The 21,822-nt window shown below is 43.7% G+C and carries 19 protein-coding genes and 3 pseudogenes; 10 read left to right on the forward strand and 12 right to left on the reverse strand.

Translation table 11 applies throughout. The annotated features are described in order from the left end of the window. Nucleotides 1–206 precede the first annotated feature (206 nt). The 3 genes from AB5026_RS02385 (at nt 207) to trmL (ending at nt 3,181) form a co-directional block, all read left to right on the forward strand. On the forward strand, nt 207–1,892 hold the full coding sequence (locus tag AB5026_RS02385) for a B12-binding domain-containing radical SAM protein (protein ID WP_173758331.1): 1,686 nt from the start codon (nt 207–209) through the stop codon (nt 1,890–1,892). A gap of 104 nt (nt 1,893–1,996) precedes the next feature. Continuing rightward, nucleotides 1,997–2,608: an AIR synthase-related protein gene (locus AB5026_RS02390; protein WP_110103447.1), complete on the forward strand. Its 612-nt coding sequence runs from the start codon at nt 1,997–1,999 to the stop codon at nt 2,606–2,608. Between the two features lie 72 nt (nt 2,609–2,680). After that, nucleotides 2,681–3,181 carry a tRNA (uridine(34)/cytosine(34)/5-carboxymethylaminomethyluridine(34)-2'-O)-methyltransferase TrmL gene (trmL, locus tag AB5026_RS02395; protein WP_015524365.1) on the forward strand — a complete coding sequence of 167 codons (501 nt, stop codon included), beginning with the start codon at nt 2,681–2,683 and terminating at the stop codon, nt 3,179–3,181. Nucleotides 3,182–3,282: 101 nt separating this feature from the next. On the opposite strand, the gene AB5026_RS02400 is transcribed toward trmL, so the two are convergent. From AB5026_RS02400 to AB5026_RS02410, 3 genes are read right to left on the reverse strand one after another with little or no spacing between them, the layout of a single operon-like run. Beyond that, nucleotides 3,283–4,692: a cell wall metabolism sensor histidine kinase WalK gene (locus AB5026_RS02400; protein ID WP_250789636.1), complete on the reverse strand. Its 1,410-nt coding sequence runs from the start codon at nt 4,690–4,692 to the stop codon at nt 3,283–3,285. Beyond that, entirely contained in the window at nt 4,689–5,390 is a 702-nt protein-coding gene (locus AB5026_RS02405; RefSeq protein WP_015524367.1) for a response regulator transcription factor, read from the reverse strand. The genes AB5026_RS02400 and AB5026_RS02405 overlap by 4 nt, the downstream gene beginning before the upstream one ends. Before the next feature lie 15 nt (nt 5,391–5,405). Continuing rightward, nucleotides 5,406–7,787: an endonuclease MutS2 gene (locus tag AB5026_RS02410; protein WP_368212681.1), complete on the reverse strand. Its 2,382-nt coding sequence runs from the start codon at nt 7,785–7,787 to the stop codon at nt 5,406–5,408. Nucleotides 7,788–8,094: 307 nt separating this feature from the next. On the opposite strand from AB5026_RS02410, the gene AB5026_RS02415 reads away from it, so the two are divergent. The 3 genes from AB5026_RS02415 to AB5026_RS02425 all read left to right on the forward strand — a co-directional run bounded on the left by AB5026_RS02415 (nt 8,095) and on the right by AB5026_RS02425 (nt 12,313). Next, on the forward strand, nt 8,095–9,042 hold the full coding sequence (locus AB5026_RS02415) for a 3'-5' exoribonuclease YhaM family protein (RefSeq protein WP_015524370.1): 948 nt from the start codon (nt 8,095–8,097) through the stop codon (nt 9,040–9,042). Nucleotides 9,043–9,045: 3 nt separating this feature from the next. Further along, entirely contained in the window at nt 9,046–10,407 is a 1,362-nt protein-coding gene (gene rlmD / locus AB5026_RS02420) for a 23S rRNA (uracil(1939)-C(5))-methyltransferase RlmD (protein WP_118752502.1), read from the forward strand. A 280-nt stretch (nt 10,408–10,687) separates the two neighbouring features. Further along, complete coding sequence (locus tag AB5026_RS02425; protein WP_110103442.1) at nt 10,688–12,313, forward strand: hypothetical protein; 1,626 nt, start codon at nt 10,688–10,690, stop codon at nt 12,311–12,313. Nucleotides 12,314–12,377: 64 nt separating this feature from the next. On the opposite strand, the gene AB5026_RS02430 is transcribed toward AB5026_RS02425, so the two are convergent. The 9 genes and pseudogenes from AB5026_RS02430 to AB5026_RS02470 form a co-directional block, all read right to left on the reverse strand. Then, nucleotides 12,378–13,475, reverse strand: a complete 1,098-nt coding sequence (locus AB5026_RS02430) for a recombinase family protein (RefSeq protein WP_110103441.1) — start codon at nt 13,473–13,475, stop codon at nt 12,378–12,380. Then, a pseudogene (locus AB5026_RS02435) lies at nt 13,418–13,675 on the reverse strand (ATP-dependent helicase); the annotation flags it as partial. The pseudogene AB5026_RS02435 and the gene AB5026_RS02430, both read right to left, overlap by 58 nt. A 1-nt stretch (nt 13,676) precedes the next feature. Further along, nucleotides 13,677–14,030 (reverse strand): annotated as a pseudogene (locus tag AB5026_RS02440) (hypothetical protein); the annotation flags it as partial. 54 nt (nt 14,031–14,084) lie between these two features. Continuing rightward, nucleotides 14,085–14,270, reverse strand: a complete 186-nt coding sequence (locus AB5026_RS02445; protein ID WP_110103440.1) for a hypothetical protein — start codon at nt 14,268–14,270, stop codon at nt 14,085–14,087. 66 nt (nt 14,271–14,336) lie between these two features. Beyond that, nucleotides 14,337–14,525 carry a hypothetical protein gene (locus tag AB5026_RS02450; RefSeq protein ID WP_015524375.1) on the reverse strand — a complete coding sequence of 63 codons (189 nt, stop codon included), beginning with the start codon at nt 14,523–14,525 and terminating at the stop codon, nt 14,337–14,339. A gap of 15 nt (nt 14,526–14,540) precedes the next feature. After that, complete coding sequence (locus AB5026_RS02455) at nt 14,541–15,113, reverse strand: DUF2815 family protein (RefSeq protein WP_173740051.1); 573 nt, start codon at nt 15,111–15,113, stop codon at nt 14,541–14,543. An 18-nt stretch (nt 15,114–15,131) separates the two neighbouring features. Beyond that, nucleotides 15,132–16,244, reverse strand: a pseudogene (locus AB5026_RS02460) (DUF2800 domain-containing protein); the annotation flags it as partial. A 1-nt stretch (nt 16,245) separates the two neighbouring features. After that, nucleotides 16,246–16,560, reverse strand: coding sequence for a DNA ligase (locus tag AB5026_RS02465; protein ID WP_368212684.1), 315 nt, complete (start codon nt 16,558–16,560; stop codon nt 16,246–16,248). A gap of 289 nt (nt 16,561–16,849) precedes the next feature. Further along, on the reverse strand, nt 16,850–17,368 hold the full coding sequence (locus tag AB5026_RS02470; RefSeq protein ID WP_368212685.1) for an RNA polymerase sigma factor: 519 nt from the start codon (nt 17,366–17,368) through the stop codon (nt 16,850–16,852). Nucleotides 17,369–17,678: 310 nt separating this feature from the next. On the opposite strand from AB5026_RS02470, the gene AB5026_RS02475 reads away from it, so the two are divergent. From AB5026_RS02475 to AB5026_RS02490, 4 genes are read left to right on the forward strand one after another with little or no spacing between them, the layout of a single operon-like run. Next, nucleotides 17,679–18,581, forward strand: a complete 903-nt coding sequence (locus tag AB5026_RS02475; RefSeq protein ID WP_368212686.1) for a hypothetical protein — start codon at nt 17,679–17,681, stop codon at nt 18,579–18,581. Continuing rightward, nucleotides 18,571–19,218, forward strand: coding sequence for a hypothetical protein (locus AB5026_RS02480; protein WP_368212687.1), 648 nt, complete (start codon nt 18,571–18,573; stop codon nt 19,216–19,218). Before AB5026_RS02475 ends, AB5026_RS02480 begins: the two co-directional genes overlap by 11 nt. 41 nt (nt 19,219–19,259) lie before the next feature. Beyond that, complete coding sequence (locus AB5026_RS02485) at nt 19,260–19,460, forward strand: helix-turn-helix domain-containing protein (protein ID WP_008976224.1); 201 nt, start codon at nt 19,260–19,262, stop codon at nt 19,458–19,460. A gap of 21 nt (nt 19,461–19,481) precedes the next feature. After that, nucleotides 19,482–21,758, forward strand: coding sequence for an AAA family ATPase (locus AB5026_RS02490; RefSeq protein WP_368212689.1), 2,277 nt, complete (start codon nt 19,482–19,484; stop codon nt 21,756–21,758). Nucleotides 21,759–21,822 lie beyond the last annotated feature (64 nt).

Raw genomic sequence — 21,822 nt, forward strand, 5'->3', positions numbered from 1 at the left:
ATTCGCGCGGTATGTCTCGGGTTTTCTGTGACCTTCGCTCACAAAAAACACCTCGCGGAATATTACCAGTGAACAGTAACCCCTGTTTTTCTATTTACATCCGGTGGCGGGAACGTTATAATCATAAAGCGAAAAGGATCAACAGAGAAATAATGAAAACTGCCGGGGAAAGAAATTATCCGACAGAAGTTAGGAGAATATAAAATTTGAAAATCTTACTTGCAGCATGCAATGCAAAATATATCCATTCCAATCTTGCGGTATATAACCTGAAATCCTGTTCCGGAGAATACAGCTCCAGGGTTGTGGTCAAAGAGTATACGATCAATCAGATCAGGGATGACATTTTAAAAGATATTTATCTGGAGCAGCCGGATGTGGTCTGCTTTTCCTGCTATATCTGGAATATTTCTTTTGTCAGGGAGCTGGTGCCGGATCTTAAGAAAATCCTTCCACAGGTGGAGTTTTGGGCAGGAGGCCCGGAGGTATCCTACGATGCGGTGGAATTTCTGAAAAAGAATCCTGCGTTTTTTGGAGTGATGGTGGGAGAAGGAGAGGAAACCTTCCATGAACTGGCAGGTTATTATATAGAAAGAAAACCGGAAACTTTGAGCGGGATCCGTGGAGTGGCTTTTCGTGATGAAAACAAAGGCAGGGATATTGTACACACGGGCTGGCGGGAATTGATGGATTTAAGTAAAGTTCCGTTTGCATACAGCAATCTTACAGAGTTTAAAAACCGCATTATTTATTATGAGAGCAGCAGGGGATGCCCCTTTTCCTGCAGCTACTGCCTTTCTTCCATAGATAAGAAGCTTCGGTTCCGTGATATTGAGCTTGTAAAAAAGGAATTGCAGTTTTTTATTGATAATAAAGTTCCTCAGGTCAAATTTGTGGATCGTACCTTCAACTGCAAGCATGACCATGCCATGGAGATCTGGAGGTATATTACGGAGAATGATAACGGGATCACCAATTTTCATTTTGAGATTTCAGCAGATCTTCTCCGTGCGGAGGAGCTGGCGCTGATGAAAACCATGCGTCCGGGCCTGATCCAGCTGGAGATTGGTGTACAGTCCACCAATCCTCAGACCATCAAAGCCATTCGGAGAACCATGGATTTTGAAAAGCTGAAAGGGATTGTAGAGCAGATCCACAGCTTTGGAAATATCCACCAGCATCTGGATCTGATCGCAGGACTTCCCTATGAGGGATACGACAGCTTCCACAAGTCCTTCTGCGATGTTTACGCACTGCGTCCAGAACAGTTTCAGCTTGGTTTTCTGAAGGTGCTGAAGGGTTCACACATGATGGAAATGACAGGGGAATATCAGATTCTTTACAAGGATCGGGAACCCTATGAGGTACTTTCCACAGCCTGGATGACCTACGGGGAGATTTTAAGGCTGAAAATGGTGGAAAGTATGGTGGAAGTGTATTATAATAGTGGGCAGTTCAAAAATACCCTTGTATTTCTGGAGAAGTATTTTGACGATCCTTTCCGGATGTATGAGGCACTTGGCAGATTTTATGAGAAAAAAGGATACTCGGAGATCTCTCATTCCAGGATGAGGCGCTATGAGATCCTTATGGAGTTTGCCGGAGAACAGAAAGAGATCCCGTCGGAAGCACTTTCCGATGTAATGCTCCTGGATCTTTATCTTCGAGAGAATTTAAAGAGCAGGCCATCCTTTGCTTCAGACCAGAAGCCGTATGAGCGGCTGATCTGGGATTACCGGAAAGCGAAAAAAATCCCGAAAACCGCCCATATCGAGGTGTTCCGGGACGGAAAGAAGCTTCTTTTTGATTATACAGACAGGGATCCTTTGACCAACAATGCGCAATTAACGGATATTACAGATGAGGTGAATAATAATTATGGGAATGTTTGATCCGAAAAAAAGAAAAGTGATCACAGCGATCATCGCAGTTATTCTGGTACTGGCAATGGTAGTTCCGACTGTGCTTTCGCTTATCCTTTATTAAGGCGGCAGTTATGAAACTTGGAAAAAAAGCACTGGAGGCGCTTCAGGCAGAGATAGACGGACGGCTTATGCCGGGAGACGAGCTGATCGTGGCAGGCCCTGTGGCAGCAGAAGGAACTGCATGGATCACAAAGAATTATCATGACAGGCTGCGGGAGTTTTTTGCAGAACGGTTTCTCGAGGATGCTGTAAAGCTTCCTGAGGTTTACGGAACAGGAACAGAGAATGATAAAATTTGGAAAATGGCGGAAGAATCCGGAGCCAGTGCCCGATATCGGATGGGAGAAGGCGGCTTTCTTGCTGCCCTCTGGAAAATGGCGGAGGCATCCGGAGTAGGTCTTAGTGCAGATCTTCGAAGTGTGCCCATCCGACAGGAAACCATAGAGATCTGTGAGATCCTTGATGTGAATCCGTACAAGCTGCTTTCCGGCGGAAGTATTCTTATGGGAATCCATGGCGGTGATGCGTTTGTGCAGCAGTTGCGGCGAGAGGGGATCATGGCAGCAGTGATCGGGCAGACCGATTCCGGAAATAACAGGCTTCTTTACAGCGGCGGAAATGCCAGATATCTGGAACGCCCGGCAGAAGATGAGACCAAAAAGCTTGGCTTTTTGATCTCATGAGCAAGCAGCGAAGCGGATTGCGAATGCATATTTTGTATATTTAATGCTATGTAGAAAAGAGGAAAAAAATAAATGGGAGTTTTGAATATTGTGCTCCATGAGCCGGAAATTCCGGCAAATACAGGAAATATCGGAAGAACCTGTGTGGCAACAGGAACCAGGCTGCATCTGATCGAACCGCTTGGTTTTCGCCTGAATGAAAAGGCCATCAAGCGTGCAGGTATGGATTATTGGGAACATCTGGATGTGACCAGATATTTGGATTATGAGGATTTTCTCAAAAAGAATCCGGGAGCAAAGATTTATTACGCAACCACCAAGGCACCTCAGACTTATACAGATGTGCAGTATGAGGATGACTGTTTCATTATGTTTGGCAAGGAGAGTGCGGGAATCCCGGAGGATATCCTGGTAAACAATCAGGAAACCTGCGTGCGGATCCCGATGATCGGAGATATCCGTTCCCTGAATTTAAGCAATTCAGTTGCCATTGTGCTTTATGAGGCGCTGCGACAGCATAATTTTACGCATATGAATCTGGAAGGCCATCTGAGAAATTACGATTGGAAATAAGCCTGCAAAGAGTAAATAAAAACCTCTGATTTGGAAGTACTGTAGGAGATATTGAGAGATATTTCTTTTACAGCCTTCCGGATCAGAGGTTTTTTGATGTTTTATTTTGCTTTTTCCAGTGTAAAGATAAATTCTGTTCCAACACCTACGGTGCTGATCACATTGATATTCTGCTTATGAGCGTTGATGATCTCTTTTACAATGGCAAGGCCAAGCCCGGTACCCTTGCGGTCTTTTCCACGGGAGGCATCAATCTTATAGAAACGGTCCCAGATCCTGGAAAGACTTTCCTTTGGAATTCCGCTTCCATGGTCTTTGACTGAGACAAAAACCTTGCCATGATTGACTGTGGTTTCCAGTGTGATAGAAGAATTGTCGCTGCTGAATTTTACCGCATTGTCCAATAAATTGTACAGTACCTGCTGGATCTGTTCCATATCTGCACGGACAAAAAGCTCTTTTCCCGCAAGGAGGAGCTCCAGACGGATGTTTCGTTCCGAACAGGTTCCCTCAAAGGTGGCGGCTGTGGTACGGATCGTTTCATTGATATCAAAACGCCGCATATGCATCATACGCTTTTTGACATCCAGTTCGTTTAAGGTAAGGAGACTTCGGGTAAGCTTCTCCAGACGGGTGGATTCAAAAGCAATGACTTTCAGATAACGTTCCTGCATTTCCGGTGGGATGGTACCGTCCAGCATGGCTTCCACATAGCCTTTGATGGAGGTCAGAGGCGAGCGGAAATCATGGGACACATTGGAAATGAATTGTCGTTGATACTCTCCGTTTTTGTTCAGCTTGTCTGCCATGTAATTCAGGGAGTGGGAAAGATATCCCATCTCATCTTCAGAATCTACGGGGATCGTGTAGGTAAGATTTCCGTTGGCAAATTCCAGGGCACCCTTTAAGATTTCTTTCAGAGGTTTGTGGACCCTGTAAAAATAGATCAGAAGAAAACTAAAAAACAGTGCATAGATCACAATAAAGATCAGGACCATAACCTCTACGATATTGCTGCGGCTTTCGTAGAGGTTTTTCATAGGGTAGTGGATCACCAGATAACCAGTCACCAGATCCGTATCTTTTATGGGAACGACTGTGCTTAGCTGTGTGGTTTTTAATGTCCCGTAAAACGTACCGGAGGAATAGCAGGTATCTTCGTAATCTTCCGGTCGGAAGTTCCTGACGGTGATATCACCGGAATCAGAGGACTGCTGGTTTGTGTTTATCAGAACGTTCCCATCTGTATCCATAACCCAGAAATCTGCATTTTGAAAGGCTGCTGCAGAGGAAAGAGCCAGGGTGAGGGATTTGTTTTTGGGGCTTTTTACAGCCTGACGAAGTTCATTTTTGGAAACCAGCTGGCTGGCAGTGCGGTAAAGGGACTCTCCGGTAGAGCGCTCCAGCCTTTTTTCTACCAGGTAGGAGCCACCGGAGGAAAGCAGCAGAAAGCAGATTCCGCCCAGCATAAAGTACAGGATCAGCAGTTTAGTATAAAGATGCTGTTTCATGAATCCTTTACCTCAAATTTGTAACCGATTCCCCAGACTGTGGAAAGAGCCCAGTTTGGGTTATCCTTGATCTTCTCACGTAGACGTTTGATGTGAACGTCTACGGTTCTGGTATCGCCAATGTATTCATAGCCCCAAATGTGATCCAGAAGCTGTTCTCTTGTGAAAACCTGATTGGGAGAAGCTGCCAGGAAATAGAGAAGCTCCAGCTCCTTTGGCGGCATATCGATCTGGTGTCCCATATAAGTTACAGAATAGTTGGTCAGGTTGATCACCAGATCCGGATAGGAAACACATTTTTCCTTTGGCGCGGCAGACGGAGATTTTACATGAAATCTGCGCAGTACCGCACGGACACGTGCCACCAACTCTTTGGAGTCAAAAGGCTTGATGATGTAATCATCCGCTCCAAGTTCCAGTCCCAGGACTTTGTCAAAGGTTTCTCCCTTGGCGGAAAGCATAATGATCGGTACATCGGAGGTGTGACGGATCTCACGGCATACCTGGTATCCGTCAATGCCCGGAAGCATGAGATCCAGAAGGATCAGATCCGGGTGAAAAATATGGAACTGCTTCAGGGCTTCCTCGCCGTCATTTACGATCTTAGTCTCAAAGCATTCTTTTGTGAGATAGAGAGCAACCAGCTCTGCAATGTTGTTGTCATCGTCAACAATGAGGATTTTCTGTTTTGTAGCCATGGCTTCAGCTCCTTTTTATTTCTTGAATTCTACAATGGTCACGCCGGCATCGCCTTCTCCGAATTCGCCGAGACGGAAGGAAGCTACGTGCTTTTGGCGCTTCAGGTAATTGTGGACACCTTTGCGGAGGGCACCGGTACCTTTTCCGTGAACGATACGGACGGATTTCATGTGTGCGATATAGGCGTCATCCAGATATTTATCCAGCTCTGCAACTGCCTCATCTACGGTTTTTCCCAGAAGATTGATCTCTGTGGAAATGCTGGCTGCCTTGGACATACGGATCTTTCCGGCGCCGGTACGCTGCATGGACGGAGTGGTGATCACCGGCTCGTCCACAAGCTCCAGATCGGAGATATGAACCTTGGAACGTATGATACCCATCTGCACAAAGAGATATCCTTTGGAATCCGGATGACTGGAAACTGTTCCCTTGAGATTCAGGCTGAGCACCTTTACGGTATCGCCAAGAGAAAGATCGGATGGCTTCAGCTGTTTCTTTGGCTTTTGCTTCTGCTGTCTGGAAGACATTCCATTTTCGGCTTTTGACATACGTTTTTTCAGGTTCTGGCGCTCTTTTTCCACGGAAGCGGTATCTACGTGATCCTTCTGGAATTTATGGAAAAGCTTCATGGTCTGATCTGCGTATTCCTTGGTATCGCGGAGAATCGCATGTGCCTGTTCATTGGCTTCTCTGAGAATCCGCTCTTTACGTTCATCCAGCTTTTCTTCTTTTTCCTGAAGAGATTTTTTCAGCTCTTCTACCTGTTCTTTGTAACGGGCAATTTCAGCACGCTCGTTTTCGATGGTGACACGGCTCTGCTCCAGGGATGTCAGAACATCTTCAAAAGATTCATCCTGCTCGCTGATCTGTTCCTTTGCTTTGGCGATGATGAAATCCGGAAGCCCCAGCTTGGAAGAAATGGCAAATGCGTTACTTTTTCCCGGAACACCGATCAGAAGGCGGTAGGTCGGACGTAAGGTTTCCACATCGAATTCACAGCAGGCATTTTCCACACCTGGAGTGGAGAGGGCATAGATCTTCAGTTCGCTGTAATGGGTGGTTGCCATGGTACGGATACCCTGCTCGTGAAGATGTGACAGGATCGCAATGGCAAGAGCGGCACCCTCTGTAGGGTCCGTACCTGCACCAAGCTCATCGAAGAGGACCAGGGAATCCTGATCTGCGGATTTCAGGAAGGAAACCACGTTTGTCATATGAGAGGAGAAGGTACTTAAGGACTGTTCAATGCTCTGCTCATCTCCGATATCAGCATAAACCTCGCGGAAAAGTGCAAGTTCGGAACGATCCAGCGCCGGGATATGGAGACCCGACTGTCCCATCATGGTAAGAAGACCTACGGTTTTCAGGGAAACAGTTTTACCACCGGTGTTTGGTCCGGTGACAACCAGGAGGTCAAAATCATCCCCGAGACGGATGTCAATAGGAACGGCTTTTTTCTTATCAATCAGTGGATGACGGGCCTGGCGAAGCCGGATCCGGCCCTCTGTGTTGAAAACAGGTTCACTGGCGTTCATGTCCATGGCAAGTGCGGCACGGGCAAAAATAAAGTCCAGCTGTACCATGATGGAAAGATCTGCGTGAATAGCCTCCAGCTCAGCAGCTACCTGCTGGCTTAAGGATGCAAGGATCACTTCGATCTCTTTCTGCTCTTTCAGCTCTAGCTCGCGGATGTCGTTGTTCAGCTTGACAACAGCCATGGGCTCAATGAAAAGGGTGGAGCCAGTGGCGGACTGGTCGTGGATCATACCGGGAACCTGGCCTTTATATTCAGCCTTTACCGGGATACAGTAGCGACCGTCGCGCATGGTGATAACGGAATCCTGAAGATAATTCCTGGCACTTCCTGCAACCAGAGAAGAAAGCTGGGTGTGTATCCGGTCGTTGGTGGCTTTGATGCTGCGGCGGATCTGACGAAGCGTGCTGCTGGCATCGTCACTGATCTCATCCTCGGAAAGGATACAGCGGCGGATCTCTGTGCTGAGGGGTGTCAGAGGTTCCAGTGCCGCAAACATTCCGTCAAGGGAATCGGTCATTCCGTCATCACGGTCACTTCTGGAATAGGCCTTTACACGACCGGTATTCTCAAGAAGACTGCAGACAGAAAGCAGCTCCGGTGTATTCAGGGCGCTGCCAACAGTAAGACGTTTTAATGTGCCGCGGATGTCCTTGACGCTGCCGAAGGAAATGCCGCCTTTTTTGAACAGGCGTGCAAGGGCATCGTGTGTCTGCAGCTGCATGGACCGGATCTCTTCAATGTCTGTGGAAGGGGTAAGCTTCCGACAGAGATCTTTTCCCATGGGGGAGGATGCCTTGTCTGTGAGCAGATCTATGATTTTATAGTATTCAAGTGCTTTGTATGCTTTTTTGTTCATTGTTGCTATAGTTACTCCTTTTTGTTACTTCTGTTGATTCTGTGCTTTTCTGCGTAACACAGGATATGCAAAAAAACACTTCGTTTCCTATTTTACATGATTTCCATAGCAAAGGAAAGTAAAATGTGTTATGATACTGAATAAAGCCCGGAAGTAAGTGGAAACTGTGCAAAAATGCCAGAAAGCCCGGACCGGGATGCGGCCAAAGATCATAAAGAAAGTCTGGCTATGAATGCAAAGTGTGAAGCGGATGTGTTCGTGAGTATGTCTGCTTTGAAAGTAAAAAGAACAGAAAGGCAAGAATTTTATGCGTTTTTTAAATGAATTACATGAGGGAGACAGAGTAAACGGGATCTATCTCTGCAAACAGAAACAGGCAGCTACAACGAAGAATGGCAAGCCCTATGAGAATCTGATCCTTCAGGATAAAACAGGTGTGATCGATGGTAAGATCTGGGATCCCAATTCTCTGGGAATTGATGAGTTTGATACTCTTGATTACATTGAGATCATGGGAGATGTGACAAGCTTTGCAGGCGCCATGCAGCTGAATATCAAGAGAGCACGCAAGGCAGGAGAAGGGGAGTATGATCCGGCAGATTATCTTCCTACCAGTGAGAACAGTGTGGATGATATGCAGAGCCAGCTACGAGAGCTTATCAACAGTGTGAAGAATCCCTATCTTTCCCAGCTTCTGAAGAAGCTCTTTGTGGAAGATCAGGAATTTATGAAGATATTTGAGGGACATTCTGCAGCGAAGACCGTACATCATGGCTTTATCGGCGGGCTGATGGAGCACACTCTTGGAGTGACCCGTCTCTGCGATTATATGGCGAATGCATATCCACTATTGAACCGAGATCTTCTGATCACAACCGCACTTCTTCATGATGTGGGCAAAACGAAGGAGCTTTCTGCTTTTCCGATGAATGATTATACAGATGAGGGACAGCTTCTTGGACATATTGTGATCGGGGCACAGATGGTGCATGATCTTGCAAAAGAGATCCCGGATTTTCCGGAGAAGCTTGAAAATCAGGTGATCCACTGTATTCTTGCACATCATGGTGAGCTTGAGTACGGTTCTCCCAAGAAACCGGCACTTGCAGAGGCAGTTGCCCTGAATCTGGCAGACAATACAGATGCAAGGATGGAGACACTGACAGAAATTTTTCACGCAGACAAAGGCAAAAAAGAATGGCTTGGTTTCAACCGGCTTTTTGAGTCCAATTTAAGAAGAACAGGAGATATTTAATACATGGAATTCCGTAAAAACGATATACTCACTTTAGATATAGAGGATTGCGGAGTTGACGGTGAAGGTATCGGGAAAGCCGATGGCTTCACCGTTTTTGTGAAAGACGCCGTGATCGGAGACCGGATCAAAGCCAAGATCATCAAGGCAAAAAAGAACTATGGCTATGGCCGCCTGATGGAGGTGATCACACCGTCTCCATACCGTGTGAAACCTGTCTGCTCTATTGCCCGCCAGTGCGGAGGATGCCAGCTTCAGGCATTATCCTACGAGCAGCAGCTGAAATTTAAAGAGAAAAAGGTTCGTGGACATCTGGAAAGAATCGGAGGTTTTCAGAATCTTGATATGGAACCGATCATGGGGATGGAAGACCCCTATCATTATCGAAACAAGGCACAGTTTCCGGTAGGAAAAAATAAAGACGGAAAGATCATCACAGGCTTTTATGCAGGAAGAACCCACTCCATCATTGATAACCGAGAATGTATTCTGGGAGTGAAACAGAATAAAGAGGTTTTGGACCGTGTGATCGGACACATGGAAAAATATCATGTACAGCCCTACGATGAGGCCACGGGAAAAGGTCTTGTACGTCATATTATGATTCGTTACGGCTTCCATACAGATGAGATGATGGTCTGTCTGATCTTAAACGGAGATAAGATCCCTGCAGAAAAGGCTCTTGTGGAATCACTCTGTGAAATTCCGGAAATGACCAGCATTACCATCAATGTTAATAAAAAACGGAACAATGTGATCCTGGGTGATCAGCTTCGCCTCCTTTGGGGACAGTCCTATATAACGGACAGCATCGGAGATATTTCCTATCAGATCTCTCCCCTGTCCTTTTTCCAGGTCAATCCCATCCAGACCGAAAAACTGTATGGAAAGGCTCTGGAGTACGCCGGCCTTACGGGAAATGAAACTGTCTGGGATCTGTACTGCGGAATCGGAACTATCTCCCTGTTCCTGGCCCAGAAAGCAAAATTCGTCCGCGGCGTGGAGATCGTACCACAGGCCATTGACAATGCAAGAGAGAATGCGAAGCTCAATGGCATTGAGAATGTAGAGTTTTTTGTCGGAAAAGCAGAGGAAGTGCTGCCGAGAGAGTATGAGAAGAATGGCGTTTATGCAGACGTTATCGTGGTAGACCCGCCACGGAAGGGCTGTGATGAGGTACTTCTGAATACGATCCTTAAAATGAAGCCGGAGAGGGTTGTGTATGTGAGCTGTGACAGTGCGACACTGGCGAGGGATCTGAAGGTGCTGTGTGCGGAGGATTATGAACTGGTGCGGGTTTCTACTACTGATATGTTTCCGCAGGGAGTCCATGTTGAGACTGTGTGTTTGCTGTCAAGAAAATAAAATCAAGTGCTGAAAAGCGGCGTATTTCCGGGCTTTTTGTAAGGTTGGTATCATCAGAGAAGCCTTGCGGAAAGCTCGGTTTTATTATATGGAAACATATCTACTTTTCGGTCTGATTGGAGAGAAATTGAGTACCGGAGAATAGCGGTAGGGTTTAGGCTGTGGATTAGATGTCAGAGGTTGTGTCACTAGGATTGTTGTCAGAGCCGACCGCAGTTTAAGCCACTCGATACTAAGGGGCAGACTTGGCAGTGGAATAGATAACAGGAGGATTTGAAAGATGATGGATAAAGATTATTTGTATCAGATTGATATTCGAGAATGGATAGAGAGAGGATTAGATGCTGACATAATGGTTCCTGTATCAGGAAATAAAATTGATAAAAAGTATGATATATACCTTCAGAGTTTTCTTCTTCCTTTGAATGAAGTTGAAAATGATATGGAAAATGATACATATAATGCACATACATTGATGCCTGGAATTACAGTTTACGGTTCTTGGGAGGATGATGAAAAGGTTTATCATCGTTGGGGAAATGACAATGGTTATGAACCACTTGTTATAAAAAGAGAATATAATGGCGTAGCTACAGATTCAATAGAAATTGTTGAAGAGTTTCGATTATTATTCAATCTGTATTTCAATTCACAAAAAAATGAATATATTGATGTTTCTAACGGTGAAGGAATTACCGTAGTGAAAATGAATGATAATGGGTATGTAACTATACATAAAAGATACTTAAAAACGTATCTAGCAGTAAAAGAAAAAGTATTGATGATACATATTGATAGCAGGTGCGTTTCTATCGATAATTCGGAAAAAATCAAGGAAGATGGATTGGTTTATAGAAATAGCGAAAACACAATTTTTTATGCACTTAATATCGGAAATACATCAACTGGACTAAAAAGGAAAAATTATTCCATCATTTATGCAAAAAATGTTGTCTCAGGTTGCAGTTTATGTGATAGTAATATTTGGCCGTATAATGAAGAAAAGACTTATGTTGATTTTATTATTGGTATAGATGAGAACGGAAAAGAAATACGCCATACTTGTAATCCGAAAGAATTAAACAACTACTTCGGGGCAAATCCAACAGCGCCGCACTATTTAACACCTGTATATTTTGACAGTGCAGTACTGAATAAGTATTATTCGAAACCTGAAATTTATAAAGTCGAAGATGGAATTATTCGATGTGGTGTATTGTGGTCATTGTATATTGATAATAGTAATTCAGATTATGTATCAGCTTATTTAGGTGATTTAGGAAGAGATTTACCAAGTGAAGCCGAGCAGCATTATTGGAGGGGATTTAACAAGTCGATTGGAGGAAAATTGAGCAAAACAAAAATAAAGAGAGATTTTATGTGTATTGCATCAGACTCAGAGTCTCCAGATTTTGTTTTTAAGAAAGCTTATACACGATTAAATAGAGTTTTCACTGAAAAGTATGGATGGCCTTTATTTTTATCATTAACAGAGCAGGATGCTTATAATTTTGAAATATTACGAGTTCCAGTAAATAATTCAATTACTGAGATGGATATGCTGGTTCTTTCTTTAGTCAAAATACTGATTGATTCTTTAAATGAAAAGAGCATTTCAAAACGGTTAACTGGTAATTACGAAAAACTTGTAGGTAGCATTTCAAAAATAGAAGCTTGGCTATGTGAAAGTAATATCGAAAACTATAATGAGCATATTAAGTTCTTGAGAAATCTACAGGAGTTACGTTCAAGTGGAACGGGACATCGTAAAGGAAAGGGATATCAAAAAATTACGAAAAAGCTTGATGTGAAAAAAGAAAACTATGCAGAAACCTTTTCCTGTTTGTTAAAAGATGCTACTAACTTTTTAACGTTCATGGAATTAAATATTGAAAATTTGAAATAAAATGAAAAGGCTCCCCATCACCGGGAATTATCCAGTGGTGGGGAGCCATTGTATATCTATAGAGTTATGCATCCACATCAATGCTGACGCCAGATTTCAATTCAACTATTATGCGGTCATCCCAGATGGTGATCTGCTTAATCCAGCGTCGCACCAGTGATTCATCGAATTCAGTAAGGAGGGCGGTCTGCTGTGAGATGTAATCCTGCAAGTCGTTAATTCTCTTTATCTGTTCATCCCTTGCGGCGGTATCGACAGTGGTTTTCTGACGAAGTTCTCGGAATCTGAAGATCTCATCCGCTATTTCGTCGTAGTCCTCTTTACTGTTGGCTTTTTGAATCAGCTCCTGTTGCAGGGCCATTAGCTTCTTGTCAATGCTGTCTATGGCTGTTACCTGTGAAGCTCGGATGACTGCGGCAATGTTAAGCTGGAGCTGTGCCTGATAGTTATTTTTGTCGCCGAGTAATTGATTGATGGCATTGACAACGGCATCCTGAAGAACCAGCTCATTGATGGTTCGAGCGTGGCATTCAAGTCCGGTGGATTCCAGCCTGCTGATGCAGCGCCAGACAATTGATTTGACGCCTCGATTGTTCCAGTGGAGTCTTCGGAACATTTCACCGCATTCGCCGAAAATGACGATTTGGGAGAAGCAGTGATTGCAACTGTAGCTTCGTTTTTTGCCATTGTCACTGGTTTTTACCACTCGTCTGCGGACAAGTTCTTCCTGTATCTGCTGGTAAATGTTCTTCGGAATAATGGCTTCGTGATCGCCTTCTACATAGTATTGTGGAACAAGACCGTTATTTTTAACTCTGGTCTTGTTTAGAAAGTCTGTAGTGTAGGTCTTTTGAAGCAGGGCATCACCGATGTATTTCTCGTTTCGGAGAATTTTGTTGATGGTGCTTGTGTGCCACTTTTCCCCTCCGGCACCGGTAAGGATACCGTCACGCTCCAGGCCTGCAGCAATCTTGTCCATACTGAGACCTTCTAAATATTCTCGATAAATGCGCTTTACGATTTCTGCCTGTTCTGGATCGATGATGAGGTTGCCGTCCGCGTCTTTCGTGTATCCAAGAAAACGATTGTGGTTGATTTGTATTTTCCTTTTGTGATGATATGCTCTATCACCACGGTTCCGGCGGCTTGGCCCTGTCTCCAAAGTCGGGCGTTGGTCTGCTGATATAATTCCAGTGACCATGTCAGACCAAACCAGATAAGGGTGGAACCGCCAGCCTGTAGATTGAGTCCATGACCAGCAGATGCAGGATGAATGACTGCGACTGGTATCTTTCCAGCATTCCAGTCGGTGATGTCCTTGCTGGACTTTATTTCTCTCACATCAAAGCGCTTTTTGATTCGTGACACCTTCCAAGGAGAGTGGAAGCCCCATCGTGGCGGACCATATCATAGAGCAACGCCAGCTTTCCGGTTTCAGATATTCTCCGGTCGGATAACCTAAGAAACGAGAAAGACAGATGCGTTCAAAGGTAGCGTTGAAGGCCCACTTGATGACACATTCATCCTCTAGAGCAAGAAGGATTTCTTTTGGAATCTGTTCTCCGCAGGCAAGATCAATGACCTGAACGGGCTGGTTATCTACACTGTAGGCAAAGAGTAAGATTTCAAAATCAGGTGACTCTACATAGCGATATACTCCGGTTTTCTGAAGTGGCACATCGCTGTAGGTTTCAATATCGATACTAAGTGTTTTCATGAGATTGTCCTTTCTACAAAACAGGCAGCAGAGAAATCCCTGCCGCCTGCCTTGTTACTGTTTATCTTTATTGGATTTATATTTATTGATGTCACGACGAATGTGGTATACCGCATAACTAACAAGGTAAAAAATGATTTTTCCTACGTTGTAGATGATGAAGCCATATACCGCCGCAAAAAAGGTATAGGAGATGACATTAGCAATAAATAGATTTAAGATTTCTGCAAATTCATTCATAGGTTGTCTCCTTTTGTCAGAAAATGTGCTGGCGGCAGTGAGTTCCACCGCCAGCAGGTTGATAGATTACTTAAAGTCTTTCATGCGCTTTTCGTGGTATTCGAGGTCGCGCTTGTCTTTTTCCTGCTCACGCTTTTCACGTTTATGGTCGTTGATGATACTCTGAATCATAGAGATTGCAGTAGTGAGACCGACGCAAGCGAAGCAGCCGATACAGATGTTTACAAGAATTGTGCTAATCACGATTGTCTCCATAGTTTGCTACCTCCATTAGTCAAGAAAATCATCGTCGTTATCAGTTGCAAAGTCAGATTCAGCAGATGCCTTACCGCCAAGAGGCTCGCCATCATGAATCTTCTGCAAATTGTTAAGGCCACAGGCGATGCCTTTATTGCCAGAGCTGTTGAAAGCGTAAAAACTGATGCTGGCACGACCGTAGATTCCAGAGTAAACCTCAGAACGAGTGAGGATAGGATTGCGGTCTGCATCTACGATACCAGGTGCAGAGGTTGCATTTGCATTCACAAAGAAGCTGCCAGCGTATGCAGGATCGTCCGGTCTTTCAAGATCTCCGTCACGAAGAGGCGTCTTAAGTACAGAAAGAGCAGGTACGGATTTACCATTGCCCTTGAGCTTTGCTTCACCTTCACGGTATGCAGCCTCGATAGCAGCTTCAATCTTTGCAACAGTCTTTGTGTCGGATTTTGGGATAATCAGGCTGACACTATATTTCGGAGTGCCACCGTTGATGGATTTAGGTTCCCAGACGTTGGCATAGCTCCAACGTGTGTTAGGACCAGTGATAACCTTCATGGGATTTGTCATTTTTACATTTTTACTCATTGTCATATTCCTCCATAAATCATTTTTTGCTGTGTTCATTGCCGGGCGTTTATCGCTTTCCGGCACAAGAGTAGGTTTGCCTTGTGGCTTTTCAATATAGGCTGCAAGGAGTTCCTCGAAGCGAGATTTGCCGAGTAGCTTTTGCATAGCAGTGATACCAAGTAGCTTCTTTTCATAAGGGTCAAAACCAGCAGATTCGACAGCCTTTGATACAGCGGCTTCGTTGGTATATCTGCGATTAGAGCGACCTTCGACCAGCTTCCAACCGGTCCATTCTTTACCGCTGATTGCCTGCTGGAGTGCATACTCCTTGATGTCGTTGGCCCAGGAGACCAGCTCGTCGACACGGGAAAGAATGACTTCAATTTCTGAATCCGTAAGCAGTGGTGGCAGTTTGAAATCGTGCTGTGCGAGTAGAAGATTGGCTTCTGCTCTGGCCCGGCATTCATGCTTTGCCTTACAGAATCCGCACCATTCACCGCACAGGAAGTTTCCATCACTGGCAAAGGCGAGGTCTGCGGTAGGCTTCAGAACTTCATCGGCCCACTGATACAGGTCATCCTTACTGACTTCATAGGTAGAAACGTTCTGACGTCTGGGCTGGTAGATGGTCATGCTGACCGTATCGATGTCATAAATATCATCGAAAAGCTCCAGAGCGCCAAGAGCGTAGCATTTCATCTGTGGATTGTCTTCAGCGCAAACAAGTATTCCAAGACCGTGTTTGTAGTCAATCACATGCATAGTTCCATCGCTGATGAGAATAGCATCTGAGGTTCCGAAGCCTTGTTCCACCCAACGGGAAAAGTCCACTCGTTGTTCAATCAGAACAACTGGATCGGAGCAGGTCTGCTTGGCATCTTCCAAAAGCTCCATAATAAAGCTGGCGTACCCGGTGGCACAATCTTCCATTTCGGCATTGTACCAGTCGAGACTTTTGGTTGGATCAGTAGCTTCCATGCCGAGAGCTTTACGGAGCTTGTACTCACAAAGAGCGTGTGCGTCGGTACCTTCTGCAGCATAATCACTACCTTTATCCTCATAGGTTTCGCAAAGCCTTGCTGACGGTGGGCAGTGAAGCCATCTGTCAGAAGAGGATGCGGAGAGGAGTGCATGTCCTTTAGGCGGCATATTAGAGCACCTCCGCTTCCCTGAGCAGGGTTTCATAATGTTTTGGGTCTACGAGTGACAGCTTGCTTGCACCATATTTTTTAAGAAGCTCTCGAATCTCAGCCGTATGTCCAGTACGAGATTTGTCAGCCAGAACAGCTCGAACCTCCTCAAGGGTCAGTGCAGATTTCGCAGGAGTGGCAGGGGCTTCTGATTTTTCAGTGGTTTTAGGTGTTCCTCCAAACTGCTGTGCGAGCCAGTCTGCTGTATCGTTAATAGCAGCGGCAGCATTTCTCAGTTCTTCGATGGTCATAGCCATATCGTTCATTTTTGACATTTGTTGTTCCTCCTTCCTCGGATTGTCTGTGTGCGGCGATGAGTCTAAGATTCTTCGCCATTCTTGCGGATACCTGACTGATTGCTGTGAGGGTAGCAATTACTTCTGCGTCAGTGCCTCTTCTGTTGTGAAAGGTCTGATTCACGGTGTTCACCTCGCTTTCTGTAGGTCGCTTTGTTTCGCCTTACACTACTCAATGGAGGTGAGATGGTCGTTTGGCCGAAAAATTATAGAAAGTTTTTTGAAAAGAAAAATCGTCCCCTGAAATATCAGAGGACGACTATTCAAATTAGATGTAATCTTTCAGATCTGAGCGAAGCTTCTGGAGTAGCTTGTCTCTGCGGTATACAAAGGTATTACGGGAGAGCCCCATTTCCTTGCCACAGTCACGCTCAGATTTTCCTTCCATAATAAGCTGACAGATAAGACGACCTTCCGGGTCCAGCTCATTCAGCTTTGCATAGAGGGCACGAAGAAGTTCTGCGTCCTCCATTAATTCAGCGATAGCTACGGATTCATCCGGCATGTCATCAAGCCAGCTCTTTTCATTTCCTTCACCGTCGCTTACGGTGTTATCGAGAGAAAGCTGGTTGCCAGCCTTAGCATACGGACAGGTCATACAGTCCATATCGCATAAATAGCGTTTGCTTGCAGGGCAGACACAACGACCATGCTCCTGCTGACGCTTGCGGTAGGTATTGATGTCACGATAGTAGTTCGTGTAGAACTCCTTGTTAACATCCACCCAGCTTTTAGATTCCTTGATGTAGATACGGTATTGTTTACTCTGATTGTCTTTGTTTGCCATTGTTTTTCCTCCTGTGATTGGCGTAAATTTGTGACCAGCCACAGGTGGGAATAGAGATTTCAGGCATATTTCACCGTAGAGTTCATTATTCGTTCATTTTCACTGCATTGAAAATAATGTCGGAAAGTGTTATAATGATTTAGTAGGGTTTGTTGGGAATTGCTCTGATTTGTATTCATCAGATTCAACAGTCAACAAACAACAAAAAATCCCTGTGGCTTTTCACAGGGATAGAAAATAGTAAGTTGAGTAGGACTGCCATTCACAGTTGAGTAAGTTGAGTAGGTAAATTTGATTAGAGGGACAATTAATGGCAAAAAAAGAAAATTTAAGATTATGTGGTGGTACGTTTTTCACTTTACTTTTAGAGGCAAGAAAGCAACTGTTAGGTGCGAATGAACACTACGCAGGAAAAAAAGATGGATTAACTGAATATGAAACTTTGATTGGTCTTGCGAGAGTGATACGTTCTGATTTAGCAACACCGATGCCAACTGAAATTAAAACGATTCAGGGTAATGCATCAGAATATAAAAAATGTAAGAATGCCGGTGGCGGCTACTTCCCGTTTGGTGATAAAACGGCATTGAGAGTTTTTGACGAAAGAGTGAAGAACGAGTATGTGGATACAGTGAGAAAAATGTGCTGCTTTGTGGATGGATTCATTGATGCTGGAGGAGATATAAAAAAAGACGAGCTGCTCGTGAAAGCACTCGTCGAACTAATAGCATTAGATAATTACATTGATGACAGCCAATCTTTCTATATTAGGGAAGATGGCACAACAGCGCAGAAGAAGGAACTCGTAAATATGAAAGAGATTCCTTTGCAGTCATTTCTATTAGGCGTATTTCATTATGCTGTATGTAATGTTGATAATACGGCTGGGGCAGAAACATTTGAGATTTGGTGTCCATCCACGGGTGGAGGCAAAAGGGCTTACACTGGAGATATTGGTGTTAATTGGCCTGTCGATATTAAGCTTAGTTATATTGAATTTGAAGATGACAACGTAGCCGATAATCAAGCATATAAATCGCCAGATGATATTATTGTTGAAGAAGTCTATGAAGAACCTCGTCGGGAAGAAGAAAAGTCAAAACAGCAAATGGTTTTCAATTTTAATGTGACCGGAAATAATAATAGCTTCATTCAGCATGTTGATAGCATTACGAACAATTATTATGGAGGGCTGAAAAAAGATGGAGAATAAATTACAACCATCACAACCGGGAGCTTTGCAAACGCAAACACCGAATACAACATTTAATTTGCCCGGTAACAATAATACGTTGGTAGCTCATACGGATGCAGTGAATAATACCTATAGCGTAATGATGGTGGGCGGAGCACCACCTATGCCGGGAAGCCCTAACGCAGCGCATACCATTACATTAAATACAGATTTCTATAATCTTCTGGTTGTCGGGGATGATGAATTAAATCCTCAGTACTGTCATTGCCTTGTTCGAAAGGATAGAGCAATAACGGAAAGCACGTCAAAGGAATTGAAAGCAGCTTATGCGACTTTGTCAGATGATGCAATTTCGGCACTGAAAACCTACCCAGCAATTATTGCGACTGAGAACCACACTTATGGAAAAACGGACGCAGACCACTATGCTGCTTATGGGTTGATTGTTGATGTGAAAATTCAGAACAACGGTATCAAAGTATATTATCAAATACTCAATTGGATACCACAGCAGAAAATAAATGAACTTCGGTTTGAACTCGGAATCGAAGGCTGCAGTGGAACGAATGAATTAAATCGCATGCACTGGGCAGTAAAAAAGATAAATGCAGTAGAGGTATTAAGGGAAGCTGGGATATCAGTATTCTCCCTATAAATATGTAACCACTCATCTGGAATCGAACATGGAGGAATAATATGAGCGCAGAATATGAAAACATGCAAGTTGAAAAATGGGTAAACCTTGAAGATGTAGCAGAACATCTCAGCTTGAGTCAGGATACAGTCCGTACTTGGATAAAAGAAGGAAAATTACCTGTATATAAAGCTGGAAAACGATATAAATTCAAAATCTCTGAAGTTGATGAATGGGTCAGAGAAGGAAAAATTAAAGAATAGAAGCAGGAGGTAGATTTGCATATGAACCCTAAAATGAAATCAGCAATAGAAAAAATAACGTTAAATGATGCCACATTCTCTAATGAGGTTATAGAACCGACATATGTAAATTTCTTCTATGGGAAGAATGGTGCAGGCAAATCTACCATTGCACGAACGTTCAAGGTAAACGATGAGCATTTACAGTGGCAAGCTGGAAGAGCATCAGCTGATTATGATGTTCTTGTGTATGATACAGATTTTATAAATGCTAACCTGCGCAACTATGGAAATCTTGCTGGTGTATTTACCGTAAATGAAACCAACATTGCCATTCAGGAACAGGTTGATACTCTCAATGCTGAACGCAAGAAAATGGGCGAGGAATACAACGGACATAAGGCCGCTATAGACCAGAAAGTAGAGGATAAGAGTACTGCCTTATCAACATTCCAGTCAGATTGTTGGAGCAAGAGTGCGGAAGCAAGAACGCTGTTTAATGAAGCTATCAAGGGTAAGAAAAAGGCAGCCTTATTTGCTCAAGAGATTTTAGCGATTACTCCGGTTGCCCATAACTTTGATGAATTAAAAGTTCTATACAGTACCGTTTTTTCAGGCGATGCACAGCAGTACAACATGCTGTCTAAGGCCGGTAAAGTTACCTACGCATCCCTGCCGGGATATGAATTGATGGGCAAACCAATCTCCAGTAGTAGCGATACGGATTTTGCAAAATTTATTAAAGCGTTAAAAGCTACTGATTGGGTACGAAGTGGTCATACTCATTTTGCTGGTCAGACAGACGGGAAATGTCCATATTGCCAGCAGAAACTACCATCTAATTTTGATAAAGAAATAGCTGCGTGTTTTGATGCGCAGTATCAGGAGGATATTGCTGCGATTAATTCATTCCAGAAAACCTATGAATTAGAGATGGATTCCGTTGTAGCAACACTGGAAAGTAATGTATCTGTGGCTATGCCGGGATTGGACCTGTCAGAATATGAAGTAAAGGTTCAGCTTCTTATAGATGCTATTACTATTAATAAGCAGAGGATTGCAGCAAAGATTAAAGAACCAACAACAATTGCCTCACTGGAAGATACTGATAGTTTGTTGATTGAGATTGGGACACTGATTGATGGTTTTAATAAGAAAATCAAAGAAAACAACGAGATTGTTGGTGATATCAAAACCGAGAAAGTTTTATGCAAAAAGCAGGTGTGGGAGTATCTTGCAGAGCTCTTGAAAGCCGACGTTGCAGCATACAATAAAGCGTTGACAGACTTAGATGCCGAAATTAAATCTCTAAAGAGCAAGATGCAGCAACTGAGAAAAGATGCTACTGCTAAGAAGGAAGAAGCCAACGAATTAAACAAGCAGATTGTGAATACAGAGGCAACGATTGATAGCATCAATGTACTGCTTGATAATTCAGGCTTTGAGGGCTTCCATTTGCGCGCTAAGGATGGAGTCGCAAATACATATGAAGTAATTCGTCCGGATGGAAGTGTTGCAGAAAAACTGAGCGAAGGTGAAAGAAACTTTATTGCGTTTTTATACTACTATCACCTTGTTAAAGGAAGCCTTAGCAGTGAAGCCGTAAAAGATAAAATTGTTGTTATAGATGACCCAGTATCTAGTATGGATAGCGGAGCATTATTCATCGTCAGTGCTCTTGTTAGAGAGATGATTGAAGTTTGCTACAACAACACGGATTACCGTAGCCATAAAGTCGATGGTGACTATATTAAACAGATTTTCATTCTGACTCACAATGTTTATTTCCATAAGGAGATTACACATCACCAAGCAAAGAGATACCACAGTGTTTCTTTTTATATGATTCGTAAGGTGGAAAACATATCTTCGGTTAAACTTTGTGTGCGTCAGAGCCAGAGAGTACCTACTGAACAAGAAAACTATAATCCAATTCAGAACTCTTATGCTGCTTTGTGGGATGAATACAAAGAACTGAAAACGGCAAATACAGTGAAGAATGTAATCCGTCATATTCTTGAGTACTACTTTATTCAGATATGCGGTTATGAAGGAAATGATCTTCATAAAATTGTTTTGGAGCAGAATAAACCACTGTTTGTGGACGAAATAGAAGGTCAGAAGCCAAATTATGATCGCTACAATATTGCTTCAAGTATGCTCACATACATGAATGATAGCCCAGCAGTTATCAGTGATGGATTCAACTATATTGATGACGGCAGTGATGTGGAACAATGCAAAAAGGTGTTTGAACTGATTTTCACAGCTATGCATCAGGAACAACACTATAAGATGATGATGGGAATTGAGGACTAAGTCCGGATTTTGGGACACCTAAAAATATAAAATTAACATTGACTAAGAAACTCTTAGCCTGAAT

The organism is Blautia sp. RTP21359st1_E11_RTP21359_211015 (genome assembly GCF_040910705.1).
Taxonomy (GTDB): Bacteria; Bacillota; Clostridia; order Lachnospirales; family Lachnospiraceae; genus Blautia_A; species Blautia_A fusiformis.